The sequence below is a fragment of the uncultured Thiodictyon sp. genome, from assembly GCF_903828115.1.
Taxonomy (GTDB): Bacteria; Pseudomonadota; Gammaproteobacteria; order Chromatiales; family Chromatiaceae; genus Thiodictyon.
This window is the reverse complement of sequence record NZ_CAIKKU010000360.1, coordinates 1-6,131: the sequence shown is the minus strand read 5'-3', so window position 1 is coordinate 6,131 and position 6,131 is coordinate 1. Positions and strand designations below refer to the sequence as shown.

At 66.4% G+C, this 6,131-nt stretch carries 9 protein-coding genes and 1 pseudogene; 9 read left to right on the top strand and 1 reads right to left on the bottom strand.

Translation table 11 applies throughout. The features are described from left to right. Window positions 1-280: 280 nt before the first annotated feature. The 6 genes and pseudogenes from QZY48_RS13200 to QZY48_RS13175 all read left to right on the top strand — a co-directional run. A complete protein-coding gene (locus tag QZY48_RS13200; protein ID WP_295431316.1) occupies window positions 281-985 on the top strand; it encodes a dinitrogenase iron-molybdenum cofactor biosynthesis protein in 705 nt (234 codons plus the stop codon). After that, window positions 982-1,266, top strand: coding sequence for a hypothetical protein (locus QZY48_RS13195; protein WP_295431315.1), 285 nt, complete (start codon window positions 982-984; stop codon window positions 1,264-1,266). The genes QZY48_RS13200 and QZY48_RS13195 overlap by 4 nt, the downstream gene beginning before the upstream one ends. Before the next feature lie 37 nt (window positions 1,267-1,303). Continuing rightward, window positions 1,304-2,035 carry a 4Fe4S-binding leucine-rich repeat protein gene (locus QZY48_RS13190; protein ID WP_295431314.1) on the top strand — a complete coding sequence of 244 codons (732 nt, stop codon included), beginning with the start codon at window positions 1,304-1,306 and terminating at the stop codon, window positions 2,033-2,035. Window positions 2,036-2,096: 61 nt separating this feature from the next. Continuing rightward, window positions 2,097-2,270, top strand: coding sequence for a hypothetical protein (locus QZY48_RS13185; RefSeq protein WP_295431313.1), 174 nt, complete (start codon window positions 2,097-2,099; stop codon window positions 2,268-2,270). 66 nt (window positions 2,271-2,336) lie between these two features. Continuing rightward, complete coding sequence (locus tag QZY48_RS13180) at window positions 2,337-3,293, top strand: hypothetical protein (protein ID WP_295431312.1); 957 nt, start codon at window positions 2,337-2,339, stop codon at window positions 3,291-3,293. Then, window positions 3,283-3,528: pseudogene (locus tag QZY48_RS13175) on the top strand ((2Fe-2S)-binding protein); the annotation flags it as partial. The gene QZY48_RS13180 and the pseudogene QZY48_RS13175, both read left to right, overlap by 11 nt. A gap of 29 nt (window positions 3,529-3,557) precedes the next feature. Here QZY48_RS13175 and QZY48_RS13170 read toward each other — a convergent pair. Beyond that, entirely contained in the window at window positions 3,558-3,803 is a 246-nt protein-coding gene (locus QZY48_RS13170) for a hypothetical protein (protein WP_295431311.1), read from the bottom strand. 97 nt (window positions 3,804-3,900) lie between these two features. Between QZY48_RS13170 and QZY48_RS13165 the strand changes: the two genes are divergently transcribed. The 3 genes from QZY48_RS13165 to QZY48_RS13155 all read left to right on the top strand — a co-directional run. Next, on the top strand, window positions 3,901-4,464 hold the full coding sequence (locus tag QZY48_RS13165; RefSeq protein WP_295431310.1) for a hypothetical protein: 564 nt from the start codon (window positions 3,901-3,903) through the stop codon (window positions 4,462-4,464). A 327-nt stretch (window positions 4,465-4,791) separates the two neighbouring features. After that, window positions 4,792-4,968 carry a helix-turn-helix domain-containing protein gene (locus QZY48_RS13160; protein WP_295431309.1) on the top strand — a complete coding sequence of 59 codons (177 nt, stop codon included), beginning with the start codon at window positions 4,792-4,794 and terminating at the stop codon, window positions 4,966-4,968. Further along, on the top strand, window positions 4,965-6,131 hold a 1,167-nt coding region (locus QZY48_RS13155), incomplete at its 3' end, for an RNA-guided endonuclease TnpB family protein (protein ID WP_295431308.1). The genes QZY48_RS13160 and QZY48_RS13155, both read left to right, overlap by 4 nt.

Below are 6,131 nucleotides of genomic sequence, written 5' to 3'. Positions count from 1 at the left end.
GTTGTCGTAATCGGAGAAGCGATGCACTTTGGGGTGCAAGAGAATCCGGGGCGGTACGATAACCTCAATCACGACAACGACAACGACAACGACAACGACAACGGCGCTACAGGCAGTAGCGAATGGAATTGTTTAACTTGATTAGTGAACCGTTCCTCAGGCGGCCGGGGTGTAGGATGGATTGAGCGAAGCGCCTCCACCAGCCCCGGCCGATCCATCCTACCCTCCCGATTCTTTCCCGTATCTGTATTCACTTAAGGTCACTCGCGGACAACCAACCATGCCCAGCCCCATCTCCGAAGACCTCGCCCTGCGGATCGGCCTGGCCGCCCGCGCACTGCCGGAGACCGACCCGGCGCGGCTGCTCCGGGTCCTGGCCGATGCGGTCGGGCTGCCGCCGACGGCGGAGAAGCTCGCCGCCCTCAAGGTCAAGGACCTGCGGACCGCGGCGGCCGGGGAATTGGGCGACATCGACCCCGATGCACTCAAGGCCGCCCTGACCTACCTCAAGGGCGAGGGGCTCACCGATGCGGCCCCCCCGCCCCCGCTCGATCCCTACACCGACGACGACATGCCGGACTCCATCCGCGTCGCCTGCGCCTCGGACACCGGCGAGAACCTGGATGGGCACTTCGGCGCCGCCCGCCGGTTCCTGATCTACCAGGTCTCGGCCACCCAGTGCCGGCTGATCGCCGTGCGACGGGTGGAGGACACCGGTGCCGAGGACAAGAATGCCTACCGCGCCGGGCTGATCGGCGACTGCCAGGTCCTCTATGTCGCCTCCATCGGCGGGCCGGCCGCGGCCAAGGTGATCAAGCTCGACATCCACCCGATCAAGGACTCCGGCGGCGGCAGCGCCCGGGAGCGCATGGTCCGGCTCCAGGAGACCCTGGCCCACCAGACCCCGCCGTGGCTCGCCAAGGCAATGGGCAAGCCCCCGCAGGAGCGTATCCGCTTTGCCTTGAGCGAAGAGGACCCGGCATGATCAGCACCGAGCGACTCGACCAGGTGGTGCAGATCGTGGAACGTGCGGGCCTCTCCGAGCAGACCGTCGGGGCCCTGCGCGAGACCCTCGCGCCCATCCATTTCACCTACTGCCGGGACGAGGACATCGGCGAGGGGGTCGGGGTCGCGGCGCCGGTGCGCCGGGCCGCGGGCTTCAACCTCTATCTGGTCGATGGGCAGGCGCATTGCCTGCGCCTGACCGCCGATCCGGACGCCGCCACCGGCTTGGTCCTGGCGGAACTGGACCATGGTGCCCAGTAGGGCACCCGCCCCTGGGCCAGTGGCGAGTCCGCCCGGCATGTCCGCGACGCCCATCGCCAACTGCGCCGAGTGCCCCCACCGGCGCGACCTGCTCACCCAGGGGCGTTGCACCCCGGGGGATGTGTGCGTGCGCGCCATGAGCGGGCGTCAGATCGAGCGCTTCTTCCGGGTCAACCCGGCCCTGGCGGACACCTACGCGGGCGATGCCTTCTGGGAACGCCGCGCCATCGCCGCCCGCTATCTCTCCCAGCGCCAACTCCTGTCCCTGATCCATGACCCGGACGAGGTGGTCCGGCGCGTACTCGCCTACCGCCTGCCGGTCGAGGCCCTGGACCCGCTGATCGGCGACCCGGACCGGGAGGTGCGGGTGATGGTCGCCGACCGCCTGCCCCCCGAACGCCTGGAGCGGCTGGCCGCGGACCCGGACTACCTGGTGCGCCAATATGTCGCGCGGCGGCTGCCGATCGGGCGCCTGTTCCGGATGATCCGCGACCCGGACCGCCAGGTACGCTGCACCGTGGCGGGGCGCCTGCCGCTGGAAAGCCTGGGCCTGCTGCGCAACGACCCCGACGCGGAGGTACGTATCACCGTCGCGGGGCGCATCCGCTTCGAGGAGGCCAACGGCCTGCTGCGCGACCCCGACTGGCGGGTGCGCCTGCGCCTGGCGGAGCGCCTGCCGATCGGCCAGTTGGGGACCCTGCTGGAGGACGCCGACCCGGATGTCCGGGCCGCCGCGCAGGCGCGGGCCGCGGCGGGCAATGAAGAATAACGCCCTGGCCCGCGCCCGGGGGGCGGGCGGGACGGGGCATTCGCCCCGTCCCGAACGTTTGATGCGTCGGCGGCCAGAAGCGCGTGGCCGCGGGTCCGCAGAACACGCTACGGACGGGGCGCCTGCCCCGTCCGGCTCGGGAATTCAGGGCGCTACGATAACCTCGATTACGACAACGACAACGACAACGACAACGACAACGAGGCGACAAGTAGCCCCTAACGGACTTGTTTAGCTTATTGGTGAACCGTTCCTAATCCCCTTCTTTTTTCACCTCGCCACCAGCTAGAAAGGCCAAGAGATGACAGCGACCGACCTTGACCCCAACCAGTCCCAGACCCTTGCACTGCGGGTTGCCGAGGCCTGCGCGGCGCTGCCGGCCGGCGCCGGCGTCCCGGGCCTGGTCGCGGCCATCGAGGGGCTGCTGCCCGGCGCGCAGGTCCAGCACGCCCTGACCCGGGGCGGCTGGCACCGCCTGGGCGGGGTGGTCGACCTGGACGGGGGCCGCATCGCCGAGCACCTGGGGACCTGGGCCGAGTCGATCTCCGGCGGGGACATCAATGAACTGATGGAAAAGGTCGCGGACCTGCGGCTCTTCGTCACCCGCCTCAACGGTCAGACCCACTATCTGGTGGTGCCGACCGGCCCGGCGGCGCGCGACTTCATCCAGATCGAGGTGGAGGAGTTGCAGGAGGTGTTGGACCGCTGCATCACGGACCCGGACTGGTTCCCGGACAGCATCACCGAATTCGTCGACCCGCTGGACTTTCCCCGCCTGGAGCCCGAGCCGGTAGGGCCGCCGCGGCTCGTCTTTCGCCGTCTGGTCCCGGTGAATGCGCTCCTGGAGTCCTCGGACGCGGGACCGCGCCTGGTCCGTTTCCTGGACGATTGGGACCGCAGCAGCGCCGGCGAGACCTCGATCTTCTGCGAGCACTGGGTCCTGTCCATCCGCGAATATCGCGACCAGGAGGGTGACGACCATCTGAGCGCCAAACCGGTCCCCGTGTCGGCCGCGGTGCCGCCGACCCTGCCCGACGGCGTGGTCGCGCGCGGCGCCCAACTGGCCAACCAGATCCACGGCTTCGACCGGGTGCTCGGCTACCCCTTCGCCTGGTATTTCCACATGCTGACCAACCCCAAGGTCTCACACCGCTTGGCCACGGCCGTCCACGACGACCTGATCGGCGCCTACGCCTACCTCCCCGTGCGCGACCTCAAGGTCCTGCGCGACTGGTACAACCAGCCCTATGGCGCCTGAGACACCGGGCGCGGACCTGTCCGCACCGCTGCCCCGGACCGCGGCCCCGATCTGCCCGTCCGCCGCCCTGGCGGAACTGGGCCGACACCGCTTCCGTGTCCGCTACCGCGGCGACCCGCGGGAGGCGATCCTGGTGCGCTTCCGCGGTGTCGCCTATGGGTATCTGAATCAGTGCGTGCACATGCCCAAGGAATTGGACTGCGAACACTGCCACGTCTTCGACGCCGCCGGCGAGTCCATCCGCTGCTCCATGCACGGTATCACCTATGCACCGACGACCGGTGAGTGCCTGAGCGAGATCTGCGCGGGCGAGTCGCTGACCCGGCTGCGGGTGCAGGAGCGCGACGGCATCCTGTACCTTACCGAGAAGCGCACCACGGTGATCGACAGCGATTGATGATACCCATCGTACTTCGTTGTCGTTGTCGTTGTCGTTGTCGTTGTCGTTGTCGTTGTCGTTGTCGTTGTCGTTGTCGAGGCTATCCTGGCGCCCCGGATTCTTTCGTGCATCGCTTCTCCGATTACGATTACGACAACGACAACGACAACGACAACGATTGTGTTTGACTTGTCCTTAACTCGTTACCAACCTAAGAGACCATCACCCATGCTGCTCGACACCTACCAGGAACAGGAACGCTACTGGCTCATCACCGCCCAGGGCCAGACCAGCACCGCCGGGCTCCATGCCTTCCGCGGCGACCTGATCATACTGGCCGGAGAGTTCGACGAGGCGGCCCGTAAACGCAACCCGCCCCAGGCCCTGCTCAAGCAGGCGGTGGTGCTGGCAACGGCCGACCGGCTCCAATTCGTCGCCGGCAACTTCTCGAGCATCAAGGAACTGCCGCAGTTCATCGAATATTTCCAGGGCCACCTGGCCCCCGGGTGCGTCCCGATCTTCTATATCGACGACATCGCCGCCAGTGCCCAGGTCCAGATCGGCGACCAGCGCTATTGCCTGATCCAATACCACGACGGCATCGTCTGGAACAACCTGATGGACGAGTTCTACGTGGAGAAAGGCGACCTCAAGGGCCAGAGTTCAGAGGACAAGGTGCTCACGGTCGCCCAGGCCGCCAAGGGCCACACCCACAAGTACCCGCTGCAGACCCTGGAGCAGGTCCTGGCCGGCAAGACCGGGAGCCGTCGCGAGGTCTGGGGGGCGGTGTAGGGCCGGCCCGCGCGCGTCCAGCACGCCCGTGACCGGCCTTGATCATAGGCTCCGGCCACCCTGCCGGACGGGAGGTCGCGGGTCCGCACAGCGGACCCTACGGGCGCGGGGTCGTAGGGTCCGCTGTGCGGACCACAGACCTCGCCGTTGGCTGATGGGTCGGGTATATAATCAAGGCCCCTGAGATCATCGGAGCCTGCAATGACCCGCCGCTATTACCTCCCGATTGTCTGTCTCGCCCTCGCCCTGCCCGCCGGTGCGCTGTTGGCGGCTCCCACCCCGGTGGGCTTGAACTGTTGCGATTAAAGTTCTACATTCTTGTCAAACATGAGCAAGAAAGTCTACAAAGTAAGGATAGGCGAAGCGGCGGAAGCTCTTGGCGTTTCGCCCGCTACCGTGCGCCGCTGGGAAACCAGCGGCAAGATCACGGCCGAGCGTACCGCTGGTGGCCAGCGACGCTATGACTTGTCGGTGCTGCTGCCCGTGGCGGATTCCCAACGATGATCCTGGCTCACAAGATCGCGCTCGATCCCAACAACACCCAGCGCACCTACTTGGCGCGGGCCGCCGGGACTGCGCGCTTCGCCTACAACTGGGCGCTGGCGCAGTGGCAGGAGCAGTACCAGGCGTGCCAGGACAACCCGCTCTTGGCTAAACCCAATGAGGCGGCCTTGCGTCGGCAGTTGAACGCCATCAAGCGCGAGCAATTCCCCTGGATGCTCAAAGTAACCAAGTGCGCGCCCCAGCAAGCCATTATGCAGTTGGGCGAGGCCTTCAAGAACTTTTTTGCCGGGCGCGCCAAGTACCCGCGCTTCCACAAGAAAGGTCGCAACGACAGCTTCGCCCTGGACAATGAGCAATTCGTCCTCGACGGTTCGCGTATCCGCCTTCCCCATTTGGGCTGGGTGCGGATACGCGAGACGTTGCGTTTCCCCGGCAAGATTTTGTCGGCAACGATTTCTCGCACGGCTGACCGCTGGTTCGTCGCCGTCGTCGTGGATACCGATCAGACCCTCACCCGTCCCGCCGAGAACCAAGGCGTGGTGGGTGTCGATCTGGGTGTCACGACCCTGGCCACCCTTTCCAACGGTGAGCAAGTCAGCGGCCCCAAGGCCCACACGGCGGAATTGAAACGCATGGAGCGGCTCAACCGAAGCCTCTCGCGCAAGGTAAAATTCTCTCGCAACTGGCGTAAGGTCAAGGCCAGGCTGGCCCGCCTTCATGCCCGCATCGCCAACGTGCGCCTGGACGCCACGCACCAACTCACGTCCGACTTGGCGCGGCGCTTCCATACCATCGGCATCGAAGACCTGAACGTCCGCGGCATGGTGCAGAATCGGCACCTGGCGCGCGCTGTCTCGGACATGAGCTTCTTCGAGTTCCGGCGGCAGTTGGACTACAAGACCGCCCTGCGCGGCGGTGTCGTGGTGGCGGCTGATCGCTGGTATCCCAGCAGCAAGATCTGCTCGGGATGCGGTCATAAGATGGATTCCCTGCCGTTGTCCATACGGCACTGGGACTGCCCCGCCTGTGGCGCCAGCCACGACCGGGACTTGAATGCGGCGATTAACCTCGCCCATTACGCCGCGAGTTCCGCGGTGTCTGCCTGTGGAGGGGAAGGCGCTGGTGCGGGCCGCAAGGTGCGCACGAAACCGGCCCCTGTGAAG